Source organism: Mitsuaria sp. MSU3D (assembly GCF_056867975.1).
On the sequence record NZ_CP200314.1, the window covers coordinates 721,195 to 738,848 of the forward strand.

Sequence of the window (17,654 nt, forward strand, 5' to 3'; positions counted from 1 at the left end):
AAGAGCCCGGCGCACCAGGGGCTGAGCCAGGACGGGCAATGCGCTGCCACCCCCTGAATGAGGGACAGTAATTTGGGCGAATGTCGACATCCCCGGGCGATTACGTCGCGGGACGTCGATACATTCGGAAACTCAAAGAATGTTCCAGGGAGTTGGTGTGATGTTGCATGTAGTTGCCCGCGTATTGCCCGCTGTCATCGGGTTGTGCGTCCTGGCCGTCGATGCGACGGGTGCCGTGGCGGCCCCGACCAGCGTCGACGTCGGTATGACCTGCACGGTGTCGGACGGTTGGTGGTCGCTGGACCGGGAACGTCCCCTGCAGCCGGAGCCGGTGAAGGTGGTGGCCCTCAAGCCGCTGACCACCGGCACGCCCGGCGTCTGGGTGCAGCCGCAGCGCGGCAAGCTGTCCGACCATCAGTTCCATCTGGCGCTGGAGCGCCTCACGGACTGCCGCTGACGCAAGGCGGGGACGGCCGGCGGAGGGGGTAAACCCGGGCCGCGTGAGCGCGCTGGCTAGAATGGCGGGCTCACCGTCGCGGCGCGCGCGGCGCAAACCCCCTGGGACCCCATGGCCAGCACCACCTCCTCCAAGCATCTGATTCACTTCGAGGGGGGCAATGCCCTCTCGTCCTTCCGGGCCGCGGCGCTGCTGGCGCGTCTGCAGGCCGTCAGCGACCGCATCGCCGCGGTGCACGCGCGCCACGTCCACTGGGTCTGGACCGACGCCGCCATCGACGCCGAAGGCCGGGGCAAGCTGGCCGCGCTGCTCGACTACGGCGATGCCTACGAAGGCCCGTCAGGCCCCACGGAGGGCGCGCTGATCGTCGTCGCCCCGCGCCTGGGCACGCTCAGCCCCTGGGCCTCCAAGGCCACCGACATCGCCCACAACTGCGGTCTCGCGATCCACCGCGTCGAGCGCGTCACCGAATTCCGCCTGACGCTGAAGTCCGGCCTGCTCAACCAGTTGACGGCCGGACTGACCGGCGGCGCGAAGCCGCTGACCGAGGCCGAGATCCTCGCCTGCGCCGACCTGCTGCACGACCGCATGACCGAGAGCGTGCTGCTGTCGCGCGAAGCCGGCGCGCACCTGTTCGACGACAAGCAGGCCCAGCCGCTCGCGCACGTGGACGTGTCGGGCCGCGGTCGCGCCGCGCTGGAAGAAGCCAACGGCGCCTGGGGCCTGGCGCTGTCCGACGACGAGATCGACTACCTGGTCGCCGCCTTCACGAAGCTGGGCCGCGACCCCAGCGACGTCGAGCTGATGATGTTCGCCCAGGCCAACAGCGAGCATTGCCGCCACAAGATCTTCAACGCCGAGTTCACCATCGACGGCGAGGCGCAGCCGCTCTCGCTGTTCGGCATGATCCGCAACACCGAGAAGCTGCACCCGCAGCACACGGTGATCGCCTACGCCGACAACGCCGCGGTGATGGAAGGCCACGTGATCGAGCGCTGGATGGCGACCGGCGATCGCCGCGCGCCGAAGTACGAGGCGCGCGCCGAAACGGCCCATGTGCTGATGAAGGTCGAGACGCACAACCACCCGACGGCGATCTCCCCGCACCCGGGCGCCTCCACCGGCGCCGGTGGCGAGATCCGCGACGAGGGCGCGACCGGCCGTGGCGCCAAGCCCAAAGCGGGCCTGACCGGCTTCTCGGTCTCCAACCTGCACCTGCCGGGCCTGTCCGAGCCCTGGGAACAGAACCCCGTCGGCAAGCCCGCGCACATCGCCAGCGCGCTGCAGATCATGACCGAGGGTCCGCTGGGCGGCGCCGCGTTCAACAACGAGTTCGGCCGGCCCGCGCTGGGCGGCTACTTCCGCGTCTTCGAGCAGGACGTCGACGGCATCCGCCGCGGTTACCACAAGCCGATCATGATCGCGGGCGGCCTGGGCGCGATCCGCTCGGACCTGACGAAGAAGATCGCCTTCCCCGCCGGCTCGCTGCTGATCCAGCTGGGCGGTCCCGGCATGCGCATCGGCATGGGCGGCAGCGCGGCGAGCTCGATGGCCGCCGGCACCAACACCGCCGACCTGGACTTCGACTCGGTCCAGCGCGGCAACCCCGAGATCCAGCGCCGCGCGCAGGAAGTCCTCAACCACTGCTGGGGCCTGGCCGAGCGCAACCCCATCCTGGCCGTGCACGACGTCGGCGCGGGCGGCATCTCCAACGCCTTCCCGGAACTGGTGAACGACGCCGGCCGGGGCGCGATCTTCGACCTGCGCAAGGTTCCGCTCGAGGAGAGCGGCCTGGCCCCCAAGGAGATCTGGTGCAACGAGAGCCAGGAGCGCTACGTCCTGGTGATCGCGCCGGAGAGCCTCGAGCTCTTCACCGCGATGGCCGAGCGCGAGCGCTGCCCGTTCGCCGTCGTCGGCGTGACGACCGAGCAGCGCGAGCTGGTGCTCGAGGACGGCACCGACGGTGAACGCGCCATCGACATGCCGATGGACGTGCTGCTGGGCAAGCCGCCGAAGATGCACCGCGACGTGTCGCGCGTGGCCCGCTCGGGCGGCGCGCTGACGATGGACGGCGTGGACCTGGGCGTGGCCGCGCGCACCGTGCTGCGCCACCCGACGGTGGCCAGCAAGCGCTTCCTGGTCACGATCGGCGACCGCACCGTCGGCGGCCTGAACCACCGCGACCAGATGGTCGGTCCGTGGCAGGTGCCGGTGGCCGACGTCGCCGTCACGCTGTCCGACTTCAAGGGCTTCACCGGCGAGGCGATGAGCATGGGCGAGCGCACGCCGCTGGCTGCCGTCGACGCGCCCGCCTCGGGCCGCATGGCCGTGGCCGAGGCCATCACCAACCTGCTGGCCGCGCCGATCGAGCTGTCGCGCGTGAAGCTCTCGGCCAACTGGATGGCCGCCTGCGGCGAACCCGGCGAGGACGCCGCGCTGTACGACACCGTCAAGGCCGTCGGCATGGACCTGTGCCCGGCGCTGGGCATCTCGATCCCGGTGGGCAAGGATTCGCTGTCGATGCGCACGCGCTGGAGCGATGAGGGCGCGACGAAGCAGGTGACTGCGCCGGTCTCGTTGATCATCACCGCCTTCGCGTCGCTGGCCGACGTGCGGGGCACGCTGACGCCGCAGCTGCGCGACGGCGACACGACGCTCGTCCTGGTCGACCTCGGCCAGGGCCGCATGCGCATGGGCGGCTCGATCCTGGCGCAGACGCTGAACCAGTTCGGTCCGGAAGTGCCCGACCTGGACGATCCCGCGCTGCTGAAGGCGCTGGTCGCCGCGGTCAACGACCTGCGCGGCCAGGGCAAGCTGCTGGCGTACCACGACCGCAGCGACGGCGGCCTGTTCGCCGCGGCGCTGGAGATGGCCTTCGCCGGCCAGCGCGGCGTCAGTCTCAATGTCGACATGCTGGTCACCGAAGGCGACGGCATCAGCGACAGCCGCGCCGAGATGGGCGACTCGAAGAACTGGGCCTCGCAGGTCAGCGCCCGCCGCGAAGAACTGACGCTGAAGGCGCTGTTCAACGAGGAACTGGGCGTCGTGCTCCAGGTCGCGACCGGCGACCGCGACGCGGTGCTGCAGACGTTGCGCGCGCACGGCCTGTCGAAGATCTCGCACGTCGTCGGCAAGACCAACGACACGAAGCAGGCGGAAGTCTGGCGCGACGCGAAGAAGGTCTTCGCCGCCCCGTTGAGCGCACTGCAGCAGGAGTGGGACCAGGTCTCGTGGCGCATCGCCCGCGAGCGGGACAACCCCGCCTGCGCGGACCAGGAACATGCGCTGGCCGGCGCGCCGGGCCAGGGCCTGCACTGGTCGCCGAGCTTCGACGTGAAGGACGACGTCGCCGCTTCGCTGATCGCCGGCGGCGTCCGTCCGAAGGTCGCGATCCTGCGCGAGCAGGGCGTCAACTCGCATGTCGAGATGGCCTACGCGATGGCGCAGGCCGGCTTCGACGCCTATGACGTGCACATGAGCGACCTGCAGGCCGGCGCGGTCGACCTGAAGGACTTCAAGGGCTTCGTCGCCTGCGGCGGCTTCAGCTACGGCGACACGCTGGGCGCGGGCGAGGGCTGGGCGCGTTCCATCCTCTTCAACCCGGTGCTGAAGGCGGCCTTCGAGGCCTTCTTCGCGCGCGCCGACAGCTTCGCGCTGGGCGTGTGCAACGGCTGCCAGATGCTGGCCGCGCTGTCGCCGATGATCCCCGGCGCGCAGCACTGGCCGAAGTTCGTGCGCAACCGCAGCGAGCAGTTCGAGGCCCGCCTGGCGCAGGTCGAGATCGTCGAGTCGCCGAGCATCTTCTTCACCGGCATGGCCGGCAGCCGCCTGCCCATCGCGGTCGCGCACGGCGAGGGCTTCGCGGACTTCTCGCAGCGCGGCAACCCGGACCAGGTGCTGCGCGCGATGCGCTACGTCGACGGCGACGGCCAGCCGACCGAGCAGTACCCGCTGAACCCCAACGGCAGCCCGCAGGGCCTGACCGCGGTGACCACGGCCGACGGCCGCTTCACCGCGCTGATGCCGCATCCGGAGCGCGTGTTCCGCAACATCCAGATGAGCTGGACCGGCGGCGACGTCGGCGAGTTCAGCCCGTGGATGCGCATGTTCCGCAACGCGCGCAAGTGGGTGGGGTGAGATCGGGCGGCGTGCGCCGCGCGTGATGCGTCGATGAGGGCGCATCGCTGAGGAGGGGCCGCGCAAGCGGCCCTTCGCGTTTCATCCGCCCGTGGCCTTGACCCACTTGCCCTCCCGGTTGCAGGCCATCACGTAGACCTGCTGGCCCCGGTGGGGCTGGTACAGGGCGATGTTGCCGCCGGAGGTTCTCGGGTTGACGTCCTGCGCATTGCAAGGCGTGTCCGGGTCGCGGCGGGGGATGCGGATGCCATTCCGACGGGAGTCGAACCCGGGGCCGCCCGCCTGGCCCGACGCGGTGTCGATGTAGCCGTTGGACGTCATCAGGACGCCCGACAGCGACATGCCGTCCTGATCCTGACCTGCGAAGTCCCAGGGGCTGTTGTGGCCCACGATGAGGCGCTTGCGCACGACAGCGTGGCCGTGGACGTCGATGAGCGGATCCACGACGTCGCGGGATGCCCCGGCTCCTTGCTGTGTCCTCCGGCCACCCTGCGGATGCCGGACCACCAGTCCGCCGTTGGCGTGGACGGTGCCGTCCGCTTCCAGCATGCCTTTGATCTTCGCGCTCCTGGAAACGTCCAGATCGCGGACGCCGACGAGGTCATGGCCGTCGAAGTCCCATCGCCCGGTCAGCTTCGCCGAGCCGTCGAGGCAGGCCGACCCGCTGGCGCCGGGGCCGGTGGCGCCGGTGGGGACGCCGCAGGCGACGCCGGCCGTCGTGGCGCCGCCGTCCAGGTGGATCAGCCGGAATGACGCCAGCACGCCCGCTACGCCGGTATCGGCGCTGTCTCCCCGCAGCGGGTTGTCGACGGGCAGGGCGCCCTTGCCGCGCAACTGGGCCGCCACCCGCGGAGATTCGCCCGGCAGCGACACCATCGCATCGGGCCCCAGCGCCTGCAGGGCCGCCTTCAACTGCGCGCCGTAGCCGAAGGGCAGCTCGGCCTGCGCAAAGAAGGGCTGCGTGTTGTAGAGCATCACCTCGAAGGTCGCCGCGGGCCGCTGGCCGTCGACGGGGAGGCACTTCGCCTTGCACTTCACGGAGACCGCCCAGCGCGCCCGGGCGATTTCACCGGTGCGGCCGTCGACGATGGTGGCCCCGTGAGGGAAGGGCAAGGTGTCGCTGAAGGTGACGTAGCCGAGGTCCTGCAACTCCTGCAGCGAGGGCTGGAGCGCGTTGACGGCCAGGGGCTTGCCGCCGGCCGTCGCCTTCAGTTCGCAGTCTTTGGGCGGCGGCGTCCCCGCCGAGGGCGCCAATGACAAGGCGACGTTCGCGCAGGTCGACTGGGGGGCGGCCTGCACCTTCAGGAGCTCCGCGCTGTGATCGCGCACATAACGCGCGACGCCGTCGCGCAGTTCAGCCAGCCGCAATCCAGCCTGGCGTCCGCCCGCGACGGTCTGCTGGAACTGCTGGACCTGCAGCGCGCCGAGCGACATCGCACCCAGGAGCACCAGCGCCATCGAGACTTCGATCAGGCTGAAGCCCGACTGTCGTGTCGCGGATCTTGCGGGCGTGTTGGAGAGGGAGCGGGCGCGGGCGGACATTGCGGGAGGAACTCCTGGGCGGTGAGGGCCGTCATGGTCCCCGCCCCCGGTGTTCGTGCCAATCCGCGAAGTTGAGCGCCCAGCGGTCGGCGCTCATCGATTCGCGGCAGGCGGCTCCCCTGTTTCCGTCACCGGCCTGCGCCAGCCGCACGCCGGGGCCGGCGGTCAGCCGGCGTCCGTGCCCGCGGCGATCCCCGCCAGCAATTCGTACGAGCGCCGGCGGGCCGCCGGATCGTGCACCGCGCAGGCGACGATGAACTCGTCGGCGCCGGTGCGCTCCTGTGTCGCCAGCAGCCCCTCGCGCACCGTGCGCGGCGAACCGACGATGGACTCCGACAGCATGCGCTCGACGCCGAGCTTCTCGCCCGCCGTCCACAGCGTGTCCATGCTGTCGATCGGCCGCGGCAGCAGGCCGCGCTGACCGCGCTGCATGCCGAGGAAACGCTGCTGGATGGAGGTGAACAGGCGCTGCGCCTGCGCGTCGGTGTCGGCCACGACCACGTTCAGGCCGACGGCCGCGTAGGACTGCGGGTTCCGGACGCTGGGCCGGTACTGGGCGCGGTAGATCTCCAGCGCCTGCATCAGCATCGCCGGCGCGAAGTGCGAGGCGAACGCGAACGGCAACCCCAGGTAGGCCGCCAGCTGTGCGCCGTACAGGCTGGACCCGAGCAGCCACACCGGCACCTCGGTGCCCTGGCCGGGCACGGCGCGCACGACCTGACCCTCCTGCGCGGGGGCGAGGTAGCTGATCAGCTCCAGCACGTCCTCGGGGAAGCGGTCCTCGTGCGCCGTCGCCAGGTGCCGGCGCAGCGCGCGCATCGTCGGCCCGTCGGTGCCCGGCGCGCGGCCCAGTCCCAGGTCGATGCGCCCCGGGAACAGCGTGGCCAGCGTGCCGAACTGCTCGGCGATGGTCAGCGGCGCATGGTTGGGCAGCATGATCCCGCCCGAGCCGACGCGGATCGTCGACGTGGCGGCGGCGATCTGGCCGATCAGAACGGCCGTGGCGGACGACGCGACGCCGTCCATGTTGTGGTGCTCGGCGACCCAGTAGCGGGTGTAGCCGAGGCGCTCGGCGTGCTGCGCCAGCGCCATGCTCTCGTGGAGCGCCTGGGCGGCGGAACCGCCTTCGACGATGAAGGCGAGGTCGAGGATCGAAAGTCGGGCTTGCATGGGCGCCGAGTCTAGGCGCGCCGTCCGGACCGGGGTCCCGGGAGGGTTATCGCGGAATGGAGTAGGCGATCGGTGGCTGGCGATCCGCTGCTGGCGATCAGTCGCTCGTGATCAGTCGCTGGTGATCAGTCGCTGGTGATCAGTCGCTGGTGATCAGTCGCTGGTGAGCTGGGCCTGGACCTGCCGCGTTTTGCCGCCGTTCCAGACGGTCAGCGTGACCTTGTCGCCGACCTGGCGTTCCTCGAGTTCGCCGAGCAGCTCGTCGAGGTCGGCCACCGGCTTGCCGTTGACGGCGGTGATGAGGTCGCCGCCGACGATGCGGCCGTCGCGCCCGCGCATGAACGGCTGCAGCCCCGCGCGCTGCGCGCCGCCGCCGGGCTGCAGGCCGATCAGCACGACGCCCTTGGGCAGACGCAGCACCTGGCGCAGCTGCTCGCTGCCGGCGGTCAGGCCCAGCGCCGGCCGGATGACGCGGCCGTGCTTGATCAGTTGCGGCACGACGCGGTTCACCTCGTCGGCCGGGATCGCGAAACCGATCCCGTTGCTGCCGCCGCTCGGGCTGAAGATCGACGTGTTGACGCCGATCAGCCGGCCCGCGGAGTCCAGCAGCGGGCCGCCCGAGTTGCCGGGGTTGATGGCCGCGTCGGTCTGGATCGCGCCGCGGATCGTGCGCTGCGTCATCGATTCGATCTCGCGGTTCAGCGCCGACACGATGCCGCGCGTCAGCGTCTGGTCGAGCCCGAACGGGTTGCCGATCGCATAGACCGTCTGCCCGACCAGCAGGTCGCGGCTGCTGCCCATCGGCACGGGGGTCAGCTTCTCGCGCGGCGCGACGATGCGCAGCACGGCCAGGTCGCGGTCGGGATCGACGCCGACGAGCGTCGCGTCGTACGCGCTCTGGTCCGACAGCGTGACCTTCGCCGCCGAGGCGCCGCGGATCACGTGGAAGTTGGTGACGATGTGGCCCTGCTCGTCCCACAGGAAGCCGCTGCCGGTGCCGCTGGGCACCTCCGTCACGTTGCGCGAGAAGAAGTCCCGCTGCTGCGCCAGCGTCGTGATGTGGGCCACCGACGGCGACACCTTGCGGAACACCGCGATGTTGTTCTGCTCCTGCGCGTCGAGCGGACCGCGCGGCGTCACCGGCCGCGGCTGGGGCCAGGTGTTGCCCGACCCGACGAGCAGGGCGATGAGAGCGAGGGACCAGGGCCGGAGTTGCATGACGAGGACAGAAGCGGAGAGGACCGGACGATTATGAAAGCTCAGCCGTCGGCGCCGCCGGCCCATCGGGCGATTTCGGCTTCCAGGTGCGCCGCGCGTTCGCGCAGCAGGTCGGCGGTGGCCTTGAGCTGCAGGTGGGTGCGCACGCGCGCGAGCAGGATGGGCGGACTGATCGGCTTGGTGATGTAGTCCACCGCGCCGAGCGACAGGCCGTGGCTCTCGTCCGCGGGATCGGAGCGCGCGGTGAGGAAGAGCACCGGGATGTCGCGCGTGGCCGCGTCCGCCTTGAGCCAGCGGCAGAGCTCGTAGCCGTCCATGTTGGGCATCAGCACGTCCAGCAGGATGAGGTCGGGCCGCGGCGACTCGGCCGCGATGCGCAGCGCGCGGTCGCCGGTGGTCGCCACCTTGACGCGATGCCGTTCCTTGAGCAGCTCGTACAGCTGGGACAGGACTTCTGGCGAATCGTCCACGATCAGGATCGTCGGGCGCGAATCTCCGTTCGAGATGCTCATGGCAGGGGGTCCTCCAACGATCGGGCGCCGGGAGATGGCGGGGACGGGGGCGGGGGCGGTGCACTGGCGCTCTCATTCTCCAGCCTGCGGCGCGCGGTCTCGAAGTCGAATCGCGTCGCGGCCGCCAGGACCTCGCGCAGGGCGGCGGCGCGCCGGTCGTCCAGGCCGTGCCGACCCCGGTCGATCTCCTCCTTCAGCCGCTCGGCGGTGTCGACCGCCGCGGCGTCGTCCTCGTCCAGCTGCCGGCGCAGACGCGCCAGGCGCTCGTCCAGCTGCGGGATGCCCGGCGGCGACTGATCGTCCAGCGGGCCCGGCAGCGTCGGCGGGGCGTCGTCCGCGAGCGTCTCCGCCAGCGCGTGCAACAGGCGGTCCAGCGCGACACGGACGGCCTGCGCCAGCTCACGGCGTCGGGCGGCCGTCTCCGGCGAGCGGCAGGCGCTCTCCAGCGCCGCGGCGGCCTCGCTCAAGGGCAGCGCGCCGATGGTCGCGGACGAGCCCCGCAGCGAGTGGGCGATCTTCTCCATCACCTGCGCCTGGTCCGACGCGGCGGCTTGGTCCAGCCGCGCGCCGGTCTCCTGCTGGGAGTGCAGGAAGATCTTCAGCAGGCGCAGGTAGAGCTCGGCGTTGTTCGAGGCCGAGGCCAGGCCGGAGCGCGCCTCCAGGCCGTCGACGACGGGCACCGCCGGGACTTCCAGGCGCGCCCTGGGCGAGCCGGTGGAGGAGGGCGGCGGGGCCGGCGTGCCGGACGAGCGGGGCATCCCTGCCGCGGCGCGCGGTCCGCCGGCCAGCCCGGCCGGCGCCACCGCCGCGCCCCCGGCGGGGCGGATCCAGCGCGCCAGGACCTCGAACAGCGTGTCGACGTTCAGCGGCTTGGCGACGTGGTCGTTCATGCCGGTGGCCAGGATGCGCGCGCGGTCGGCACCGGTGGCGTTGGCGGTGAGCGCGATGACGGGCAGCTCGCGCCAGCGGGCGTCCTGGCGCAGGCAACGGGTCGCGTCGTAGCCGTCCATCACCGGCATCTGGCAGTCCATCAGCACGCCGTCGAAGCCGTCGGGGGACTGCCGCAGCAGCTCCAGCGCGATCGCCCCGTTGCCCGCGATGGTGACCGCGATGCCGGCGTTGGTCAGCAGCTCGCCGGCGAGTTCCTGGTTGACCGGGTTGTCTTCCACGACCAGCAGCCGCGCCCCCGCCAGGGACTGCATCATCGCCGTCGTCGCGGCGCGGCGGGCCTGCGCGTCCGGGTGCGCGCCGGACGCGCCCGAGCCGTCCAGGACGCCCACCAGCGTGGCGGCCGTCACCGGCTTGGCCAGCACCGGCAGCGCGTGCCCGGTGGGCAGCGCCGTCATCGCCTCGTACAGCCCGTCGTCGTTGCCGAAGGCGGTCACCATGACGATGCGCGGCACCGGGGTCGCCTCCTGGAGCAGCCGGGCCGCCGCGCCCACGCCGTCCAGCGACGGCATCTTCCAGTCCATCAGCACCCAGTCGAACGGACGGTGTTCCCGCGTCGCCGCATGCACCGCCCGCAGCGCGCGCGCGCCGTCGACGCACTGCTCGACCTGCAGGCCCAGGCCCTGGCAGAGGGCGGCGAGGACCTCGCGGGCGACGCGGTTGTCGTCGACGATCAGCACCCGGCCGCGAAGCGCCGCCGGCCGCGTGTCGTGATCGTCCTGGGCGCCTTCATCGTCGTCGGCGCTCCCGTCTGCCGCATGGCCTTCATGACCCTGATGGCCCTGGTGGCCCTCATCGGCGTCGATATCGCCGTCGATATCGCCGTCGATGTCGTCGTCCGTCTCGCCGTCCGTCTCGCCGGCGTTCTCGCCGTCATCCTCGTCCCGCCCGATGCCCAGCCGCGCGGTGAAGTGCAGCGTCAGGCCTGCGCCGGGCATCGAGTCCACGCGCAGCGTGCCGCCCATCATCTCCACCAGCATCCGGCACACGGCCAGCGCCAGGTCGCCGCGATCGGGGGTGTCCGCGTCGACCTCCGCCGGTCGCCGGCCCAGCCGCGCCAGCTCCGACGGCGACAGCGCAGGGCCGCTGTCGCGGATGCTGAAGCGCAGCATGATCTCGTCGTCGCCCGGACGGTGATCCTCCGCCACGGCCACGACGACCTCGTCCTGCTCGCTGCGCCGCGCCGCATGCTTGCCGACATGGGCCAGCACCTGGCCGAGGCGGAACGGGTCGCCGACCAGTGTCCGCGGCAGGCCGGGCGGCACGCTCAGCAGCAGCTCCACGCCCTTTTCCTCCAGGCCGAGACCGATCACCTGCACCAGATGCGCCAGCACCTCGTCGAGCTCGAACGGGATGTGCTCGAGCGCGAGCCGGCCGGCCTCGATGCGGCTGAAGTCGAGGATGTCGTCGATCACGCCGAGCAGGGTCTCCGCGGCACGGCAGGTCTTGTCCACGTAGTTCCGCTGCCGCGCGTCGAGCTCGGTCTGCAGCGCCAGCTCGGACATGCCGATGATCGCGTTCATCGGCGTGCGCAGCTCGTGGCTCATGTTGGCGAAGAAGTCGGTCTTGGCGCGCGTCGTGGCCTCCGCGGACTCGCGCGCCGCGCGGATCTCGTTCTCGGCGGACAGGCGGTCGGTCAGGTCCGTCAGCCAGATCAGCGTCCCCGATTGGCCGAAGGCCACCGGCAGGAAGGTCGCCAGGCAGGCATGGTGCGCCCCCTCGCGATCGACGATCTGCAGCTCGACATCGCTGCCGCTGCCGTCACCGGTGCCGGTGCTGCTGCTGCCGCCGCCGTCACCGTCACTGGTGCCGTTGCTGTTGCTGTTGCTGCTGCTCTTGCTTTGCAGCAGGGCCTGCGCACGCGCGCGGCTCGCGTCGTCCGCGTAGACGTCGGGCCAGGGCTGGCCGATCCGCACGTCGACCAGGCGCCGCAGCGCCGGATTGGCGATGCCCACCACGCCGTCCGTGATCAGCCCGATGCCCGCGGGCGTGTGCTCGATGAGCGTCATGAAGCGCTCGCCCTGGCGCTGCAGCGCCGTCTCCTGCGCGTGCTTCGCGGCGCGCAGCAGCAGGCCGCGCAGCAGCGCGGCAAGCGCGGCGAAGCACAGCAGCGCGGTCAGCAGGCCGATGCCCGCCTGCGCCGGTCCGCTGAGCGCGGCGGAGAGATCGGCCACGAGGACCAACCGCCAGAGGCCGGCGCTGTCGCGCCAGCCCAGGTCGCGCGCCACCAGCACATGCGGGTGTCCGTCGATCGCCGCGACGCTCGCGCCGGGGTCGAAGGGCAGCACCGGCACGCGCGTCGCATCCAGGAACTGGCGCCCGTAGCGGAGCCCCTCGGTGAGCCGGCGGCTGCGTTCGGTCGACGCGGGCCCCGCGACCATCAGCAGCCACTCGGGCCGTGACGACACCATCACCACGCCTTCGGGCGACAGGACCAGCGACGCCATGTCGGCGCGCTCGGTCAGGAAGCGGTCCAGCGACGGGCCGTAGAACTGCGTGGCGACGATGCCGATCACGGGGCCGCGGGCGTCGACGTCCCGGAAGACCGGCGCGCTCAGGTACAGGGCGCGGCGCGACGTGGCCTGGCTGATCGCCATCGAGACCGCGGTGCGTCCGGCCATGGACTCGCGGAAATACTCGCGATGGCTGATGTCCTGCCCCAGGGGCGAGCGTTGCAGGCCGCGGTTCCATTCCCCGACGATCGTGCCGTGGCGGTTGACCACGAAACTGACGTCCGCGCCGAGCTGGTCGTTCATCGCGGACAGCATCTCGGCGGCCGGCCGCATGCGCAGCGCGACCGGGAGGTCGGTCTGCAGCGCCGCCGCCTTCAGGTCCGGATCCAGGCGCCCGGCCAGCCGCAACGCGCCCATCGCCTTGCTCTCTTCCGTGAGGCCGCGGAACTGCAGGACCTCCCGATCGATCGTGCTCGTCATCCGGGCACGGAAGCGCTCCTCGAGGACGCTCCGGGCCTGCCGGGCGACCAGCGCGCCGACGAGCAGCGACAGCGCCGCCGCCACGATCCACGCTGCCGTCGCATGACGCGACAGCCGGAGCGCCGCGCGCATCATGGCGTCGGCCCTCCAGCCGGCGCGCCGGCGTCCCAGCTCAGCAGCGCCAGCGCTTCCTCGAAGCGGAACCCCGAGGCCGCCGCCGCCACGCGGCGCAGCAGGCGGGCCCGGGCCGGCGGCGGCGGCCGCCGATCGAGCGTCTCGGCCAGCAGGCGGCCGACCTCGATCGCCGTCGCGTCACTGTCCTGCAGCAGCTGGGCCAGGCGCGACAGCAGCGCTTCCAGGGCGGCGTCCGGCGCCGCGTCGGCGGGCGGCGTCGCGGCGCCGTCGCCGGTGGCCGCCGGATCGGGCGCGCCGCCGCGTGAGAAGCGCGCCAGCGCCTCGAAGAGGCGGTCCACGCTCAGCGGCTTGCTCAGGCAGCCGTTCATGCCGGCGGCGAGGATGCGTTCGCGCGCCTCCAGCGTCGCGCTGGCGGTCAGCGCGATGACGGGCAGCTCGCGCCAGCGCGGGTCCTGGCGCAGGCGGCGCGTGGTTTCATAGCCGTCCATCCCCGGCATCTGGCAATCCATCAGCACCGCGTCGATGCCGGGATCCGCGAGCGCCAGCAGGTCGAGCGCGGTCGGGCCGTCCGGGGCCAGCGTCACGTCCAGGCCGGCGGCGCGCAGCAGCTCGGCGCCCAGTTCCCGGCTGACCGGATCGTCCTCGACGACCAGCAGCCGCGTCCCGGTCAGCCGTGCCATCGCCGCGCGCGTCGCGCCGCCGCGGCGCGGGGCGGCGAGGGTGGGGAGCACCGCCCGCCCGGTGGCCTCGCCGATGGCCGACAGCAGCGCCGAGGCGGTGACCGGCTTGCTCAGCAGTTGCGGCCGGTGGCGCGGGTCCGAATCGACCAGCGCGGCGGCGAGCGTCGCGTCGCGACCGAAGGCGGTGACCAGCAGGATCGCGGGCGGCGAGCTCAACCGTCCGGCCGTGATCAGGCGCGTCGCCTCCAGGCCGTTCAGGACGGGCATCTGCCAGTCCATCAGCACCAGGTCGTAGGGGCGCTTCTCGGCCTCGGCCTCCAGCACGCACTGCGCGGCGTTCGCGCCGTTGACCGCCGTGTCCACGCGCATGCCGAAGCCCGCGCACAGCGCGCCCAGGATGTCCCGCGCGGCACGGTTGTCGTCGGCCACCAGGACGCGCAGCCGCGACAGGTCGGCCATGGCCGCCGAGGCCGCCGAGGCGGCCGTCGCCGCCGTGCGACTCCCCGGCCGCAGGCCGAGCCGCACGGTGAAGGAGAAGGTCGAGCCCTCGCCCGGGCGCGAGCGCACCTGGATGCGTCCGCCCATCATCTCGACCAACTGGCGGCTGACCGCCAGACCCAGCCCGCTGCCGCCGTACTGGCGCGTCGTCGACGTGTCGGCCTGGTTGAAGCTGTGGAACAGCCGCGAGATCGTCTCCGCCGTCATGCCGATGCCGGAATCCGTGACGCTGAAGCGCAGCTCGACGTCGTCGCCGACGTCGGCGTCCCGCCCATCGCCGCCGCTGCCGTTGCCGTTGCCGTTGCTGGCGCCCTGGCCGGCCGTGCCCGCCGGCACGCGCTCCACGGCGACGATGACCTCGCCGCTGTCCGTGAACTTCACGGCGTTGGCGCCCAGGTTGATCAGCACCTGGCCGAGCCGCATCGGATCGCCGATCAGCGCGTTGGGCACGTCGGCGGGGCGATGGATCAGCAGCTCCAGGCCCTTGTCCTCGGCGCGCAGTCCGATCAGGTCGATGAGGCGGTCCACCACCTGGTCGAGCTGGAAGGGCACCCGCTCCAGCGCGATCCGGCCGGACTCGATGCTGTTGAAGTCCAGGATGTCGTCGATCAGGTCGAGCAGGCTGAGCGCGGCACCGTTCACCTTCTCCAGGTAGTTGCGCTGGCGCGCGTCCAGGCCGGTCTGCAGCGCCAGGTCGGACATGCCGACGATCACGTTCATCGGCGAACGGATCTCGTGGCTCATGCCGGCCAGGAAGCTGGACTTGGCGCGGGCCGCGTCCTTGGCCGCCTCCATCGCCCGGCGCGCCTCGCGCGTGGCCTCCTGGCGCCGCGTGATGTCGACCAGCCACAGCACCACGGCGGCCTTGTCGCCCTCGTAGTCGAACGGCATCGACGAGAGCGCGAAGCTGCGCGCCTCCCCCCGGGCGTCGAGCAGGCCGACCTCGACGTCCAGCGTGCGGCGCCGCTCGCGCAGCACCGCGTCGACCAGATCGCGGCTGGCCTCGTCCGCGTAGCGATGCGGCCAGTCCTGGAACAGCGCCGTCCCCAGCTGCTCGGCCAGCACCGGGTTCAGGAACTCGATCCGGTCGTTGACGATCAGGCAGACGCCGATCGGCGCCATGCGGAACATGGTGCGGACCTGGTCGGCGCGGGCGGCGATCTCGGCGCTGTTGCGCGCGCGAAGGCGGCGATGGGCCGCCATCAGCCGCAGCAGCGCGCAGCCCCCCAGCAGCAACGCCGCCGTCAGCGCCGCCACCCCCAGCGGGTACCGCGCGCCCATCGCGCCGGAGAGGTCCTCCAGCAGCACCAGGCGCCAGGGGCCTTCGGGATCGTTCCACTCGATCGGGGTCTCCGCGGCGGCCATGCGCCGGCCGTCGACCTCGACGACCGCGCCGTCGACGGGATCGAACGGCAGCGCGCGCGAGCGGTCCGGATCCTGGAAGAGGTCCGCGAAGCGGTGCGTCGCCGTCAGCGACGCGGCGCGCTCCGAATTGAGCGGGCCCACGAGCGCCATGAGCCAGTCGGGCCGGCTCGCCGCGAAGACCACGCCTTGCGGCGAGATCAGCAACCCGCCCGCATGGCCCCGGAATTCGAAGAAGCGGTCCAGCACCGCCGACGAGTTGCGCGCGACCATGGCGCCGATGACGACGCTGGTGGACTCCCGGCTCCCGAAGATCGGCGCGCAGAAGATGAGGGACCGGCGCCGCAGGTCGGGACTCAGCCCGGTGGAGATCGACGGCCGGCCCTTCAGCGCCTGCTGGACGTAGGTGCGGATCGACAGGTCGCGGCCGATGAAGCGCTCCTTCTTCTCGTCCGGTCCCCATTCGGCCACCACGACGCCCTTGCCGTTGAGGACGACGACGCCCTCGCTGTCGAGCGTGTCGGCGATGGCCCGCAGGTGCGCCGCGCCGGGCCGCACCAGCCGCGCCCGCTCGAGGTCCGTCTCCAGCGTCATCCCCTTGACGAGCGGATCGACCCGGCCGCTGAGTTCGACGGCGCCCATGTCCTTGCCCGACAGCGTGAGCTGGACCAGCGAGACGCCCTCGCGGTCGGTGGCCGAGCGCAAGGCGCGGCGCAGGTCCGCCTCCAGGTACCAGCGCTGCGCGGTGCTCAGTCCCCAGCCCGCCGCGATCGCGACGGCGGCGGCGATGCCCCAGACGATGACCGGTCGATCGCGCCAGCCCCGCCTGCTGCGATCGCCCGGGCGAGGCATCAACGCCCCCGTTCGACGCCCAGCGGCGTGAGGTCGGGCGGGCTCACCGTCTCCATCCAGGCCCGCTTGCGCGCGAGCGCCGCGTCGTCGTCGGCGAAGCGCCGCGCGATCGACTCGAACTCGGGCTGGATGCGCAGGAAGGCCTCGACGATGACCGGGTCGAAATGCGTGCCGGCGCCCTCGGCGATGATCGCCGCCGCCTGCTCGTGCGGCATGCCGTCCTTGTAGACGCGCCGGCTGATCAGCGCGTCGTAGACGTCGGCCAGCGCCATCAGCCGCGCGGACAGCGGGATGGTCTCGCCCCGCAGGCCCTGCGGGTAGCCCGAGCCGTCCCACTTCTCCTGGTGGCAGTAGGCGATGTCCTTGGCCGTCGACAGGAAGGCCACCGGCGTGCCCAGCTGCGCCTCGGCCTGCTCGATGGCGTCACGCCCGAGCGCCGGGTGCGACTTCATGACCTCGAACTCCTCCGGCGTGAACCGGCCCGGCTTCAGCAGGATGCGGTCGGGGATGCCGATCTTGCCGATGTCGTGCAGCGGCGCCGACTTGAACAGCGTGGCGATGACGCCGGGCTGGCGCAGTTCGCGGCAGCGCGGGTGCTCGCGCAGCGCCTCGGCCAGCGCCCGCACGTAGTGCTGGGTGCGGCGGATGTGGTTGCCGGTGTCGCTGTCGCGCGTCTCGGCCAGCGAGGCCATCGCCAGGATGGTGACGTCCTGGATGGCGGCCAGTTCCTCGCTGCGGCGGGCCACCTCGGCCTCGAGGTAGTCCGCCTTGTCGCGCAGGAAATCGGCGCTGGCCTTGAGCTGCAGGTGGGTGCGCACCCGCGCCATCACGATCGGCGGGCTGATCGGCTTGGTGATGTAGTCGACGGCGCCCAGCGCCAGGCCGCGGGTCTCGTCGGCGACGTCGGACTTCGCCGTCAGGAAGATCACCGGCACGTCGCGCGTCGCCGGGTCGGCCTTCAGGCGCCGGCAGACCTCGTGGCCGTCCAGGCCCGGCATCATGACGTCGAGCAGGATCAGGTCGGGGCGGTGCTCGGCGCGCGCGATGGCCAGGGCCTTCTCGCCATGGTTGGCGATCTTCACGCGATAGCGGTCGCGCAGCAGCTCGCTCATCAGCAGGAGGTTGTCGGGCGTGTCGTCGACGACCAGCACGGTGGCGCCGTCGGTGGGGTCGGGAAGACTGGCGGCGCGGTCCAGGGGGGGCATGGGAG

The 17,654-nt window shown here is 72.0% G+C and carries 8 protein-coding genes and 1 pseudogene; 2 read left to right on the forward strand and 7 right to left on the reverse strand.

Translation table 11 applies throughout. The features are described 5' to 3' along the window. The first annotated feature begins 160 nt into the window (after nt 1–160). Nucleotides 161–457, forward strand: a complete 297-nt coding sequence (locus AC1VNM_RS03315; protein ID WP_377155819.1) for a hypothetical protein — start codon at nt 161–163, stop codon at nt 455–457. A gap of 111 nt (nt 458–568) precedes the next feature. Next, nucleotides 569–4,594 carry a phosphoribosylformylglycinamidine synthase gene (gene purL / locus AC1VNM_RS03320; protein ID WP_483105846.1) on the forward strand — a complete coding sequence of 1,342 codons (4,026 nt, stop codon included), beginning with the start codon at nt 569–571 and terminating at the stop codon, nt 4,592–4,594. A gap of 81 nt (nt 4,595–4,675) precedes the next feature. Here the strand turns inward: purL and AC1VNM_RS03325 are convergent, their stop codons facing one another. The 7 genes and pseudogenes from AC1VNM_RS03325 to AC1VNM_RS03355 form a co-directional block, all read right to left on the reverse strand. Beyond that, nucleotides 4,676–6,136 (reverse strand): prepilin-type N-terminal cleavage/methylation domain-containing protein, encoded by a 1,461-nt coding sequence (locus AC1VNM_RS03325; protein WP_483105847.1) that lies wholly within the window; start codon nt 6,134–6,136, stop codon nt 4,676–4,678. A 165-nt stretch (nt 6,137–6,301) separates the two neighbouring features. Further along, nucleotides 6,302–7,306, reverse strand: coding sequence for an LLM class flavin-dependent oxidoreductase (locus AC1VNM_RS03330; RefSeq protein ID WP_483105848.1), 1,005 nt, complete (start codon nt 7,304–7,306; stop codon nt 6,302–6,304). 153 nt (nt 7,307–7,459) lie between these two features. Then, on the reverse strand, nt 7,460–8,524 hold the full coding sequence (locus AC1VNM_RS03335; protein WP_431102724.1) for a S1C family serine protease: 1,065 nt from the start codon (nt 8,522–8,524) through the stop codon (nt 7,460–7,462). A gap of 68 nt (nt 8,525–8,592) precedes the next feature. Continuing rightward, nucleotides 8,593–9,036: pseudogene (locus AC1VNM_RS03340) on the reverse strand (response regulator); the annotation flags it as partial. Further along, nucleotides 9,033–13,049, reverse strand: a complete 4,017-nt coding sequence (locus tag AC1VNM_RS03345; protein WP_483105849.1) for a response regulator — start codon at nt 13,047–13,049, stop codon at nt 9,033–9,035. The pseudogene AC1VNM_RS03340 and the gene AC1VNM_RS03345, both read right to left, overlap by 4 nt. After that, nucleotides 13,049–16,444 carry a response regulator gene (locus tag AC1VNM_RS03350; RefSeq protein ID WP_483105850.1) on the reverse strand — a complete coding sequence of 1,132 codons (3,396 nt, stop codon included), beginning with the start codon at nt 16,442–16,444 and terminating at the stop codon, nt 13,049–13,051. The genes AC1VNM_RS03345 and AC1VNM_RS03350 overlap by 1 nt, the downstream gene beginning before the upstream one ends. Beyond that, nucleotides 16,444–17,649 (reverse strand): response regulator, encoded by a 1,206-nt coding sequence (locus tag AC1VNM_RS03355; RefSeq protein ID WP_483109229.1) that lies wholly within the window; start codon nt 17,647–17,649, stop codon nt 16,444–16,446. Before AC1VNM_RS03355 ends, AC1VNM_RS03350 begins: the two co-directional genes overlap by 1 nt. Nucleotides 17,650–17,654 lie beyond the last annotated feature (5 nt).

Bases quoted from the DNA above. Each gene is read 5' to 3' on its own strand.
- AC1VNM_RS03315 (WP_377155819.1), top strand. From the start codon at position 161: ATGTTGCATGTAGTTGCCCGCGTATTGCCCGCTGTCATCGGGTTGTGC.
- purL (WP_483105846.1), top strand. From the start codon at position 569: ATGGCCAGCACCACCTCCTCCAAGCATCTGATTCACTTCGAGGGGGGC.
- AC1VNM_RS03325 (WP_483105847.1), bottom strand. From the start codon at position 6,136: ATGTCCGCCCGCGCCCGCTCCCTCTCCAACACGCCCGCAAGATCCGCG.
- AC1VNM_RS03330 (WP_483105848.1), bottom strand. From the start codon at position 7,306: ATGCAAGCCCGACTTTCGATCCTCGACCTCGCCTTCATCGTCGAAGGC.
- AC1VNM_RS03335 (WP_431102724.1), bottom strand. From the start codon at position 8,524: ATGCAACTCCGGCCCTGGTCCCTCGCTCTCATCGCCCTGCTCGTCGGG.
- AC1VNM_RS03345 (WP_483105849.1), bottom strand. From the start codon at position 13,049: ATGCGCGCGGCGCTCCGGCTGTCGCGTCATGCGACGGCAGCGTGGATC.
- AC1VNM_RS03350 (WP_483105850.1), bottom strand. From the start codon at position 16,444: ATGCCTCGCCCGGGCGATCGCAGCAGGCGGGGCTGGCGCGATCGACCG.
- AC1VNM_RS03355 (WP_483109229.1), bottom strand. From the start codon at position 17,649: ATGCCCCCCCTGGACCGCGCCGCCAGTCTTCCCGACCCCACCGACGGC.